This window comes from Halomonas ventosae (assembly GCF_004363555.1).
GTDB classification, from domain to species: Bacteria; Pseudomonadota; Gammaproteobacteria; order Pseudomonadales; family Halomonadaceae; genus Halomonas; species Halomonas ventosae.
In genome coordinates, this window is sequence record NZ_SNZJ01000043.1 from 1 (window position 1) to 1,427 (window position 1,427).

Consider the following 1,427-nt stretch of genomic DNA (forward strand, 5'->3'; position numbering starts at 1 on the left):
GGGACGTCATGAATAGGTGCCCATCTATTGTTACGTGGGCACCTAATGTCACCGGACAAGGCCTTCCGCGGAAGATGTGTTCAGCAGCCGGTTACGCTCGAACGACTACTAGACGCAGATGAAATTGAAAGCTGGAATGTCGGCGAAATACACGATGCGCTGTACTACTTTGACAATATCGAATGTCCAAATAGTGCTGTTGAGGCTTGGCGGAGCGGGATGGCCCTCACATGGTTGTCAGCCGCTGGTGCCTTGGTGCGACATTGCAAGGGCTACACGCTAGATATTAACTGGGACGTTGATGCCGAGCAGTTTGGCCTAAGCTTACTGAAGGACGGTGACCTCCTTAGGCGAGCGAGAATGGAAGTTGAGGAATCATTTGGATATGACCTTCTCTTTATCTTTAGAGAGCTCGAGAAGCGGCCTCTTGCTGAGTTCGAAGACGCGCTGCATGACATTGTCAACACTGTGGTCGATACACAGGTCAACGAAGCTGCGCTGAGGCTACTGATGCAGCTTGGGAGCCAAATACCGATCGATCCCCAATTCTTAGACAACAACGTACTCGCAACCCGCCGTACGGCAGTTGAATACGAGAGAAGGCGCAATGCAGAAGGTCTTGAGGTAGAACTTCTCCGGCGAATCGGAAACCAGGACGAGTTTTACGTCGAACTACTGGGGAGGATGCCCCTCAGCAACGCGACTTTGCAGGCACTAACGAACGCTCTGAGCGGTAGTGAACGACAACGGCAACAAGCAGCCTGTGTCCTGGCCATGCAGGCGTCTCGCGAACAGGTTTTGCGCCTTTTAACAGGACCAGATGCCTTGATTAGGCATGAAGCCGCCAACTGTGTCTCGTTTCATCGTGATTTTGACAGCATCCTTGAGCGTTTGATGATGTTCAGGGGAACATATCCAATACGTGGTACGAAAACGCTCTTAGCGATGAGTCGTCGAAAGAACCAACTTGTTAGCCGGCTCAAAGAGATGTCTGTGGAGCAAAAAAGGACGCGGTTGGAATTGATTCAAACCGCACCCTGGGGATTGTGGGACAAAGGCATGCGCTTCTGGGTGAACGAGCAGATTTTTCAGTCCTGGGCCAGCCCGAATAGTAGCAATGCGAGCGGTGAATAGACGCTGATCTCGTGGTTGTCTGCGACTCGCTTGTGTCCGCTTTTGGCCGATAGCTGATGTGCAGCATAAGGTGTTTACCTTCGGATTTGGCAGGCAGGCGAAGGTGATCGGAGTGTCCTAGACTCGCTGGTATGGCGTGGCCGCCGGTAAGCGTGGCCGTTTTCCGGCGCTGCTCGCCCGCAGCGCCTACAGGCGCGTGGCCGCCCAGGGACTGCGGTGGTCTTGTGAACGACGCAGGTGGATTTCCTGTCCTTTCCAGGAGAGGGCACCATGACTTTACGACCCGACCCGAC

General features: G+C 53.7%; 1 protein-coding gene. It reads left to right on the top strand.

Annotated features, from left to right (window positions below; genetic code table 11):
• Positions 1 to 45: 45 nt before the first annotated feature.
• A complete protein-coding gene (locus DFP85_RS18775) occupies positions 46 to 1,134 on the top strand; it encodes a hypothetical protein (RefSeq protein ID WP_133637926.1) in 1,089 nt (362 codons plus the stop codon).
• Positions 1,135 to 1,427: the final 293 nt, after the last annotated feature.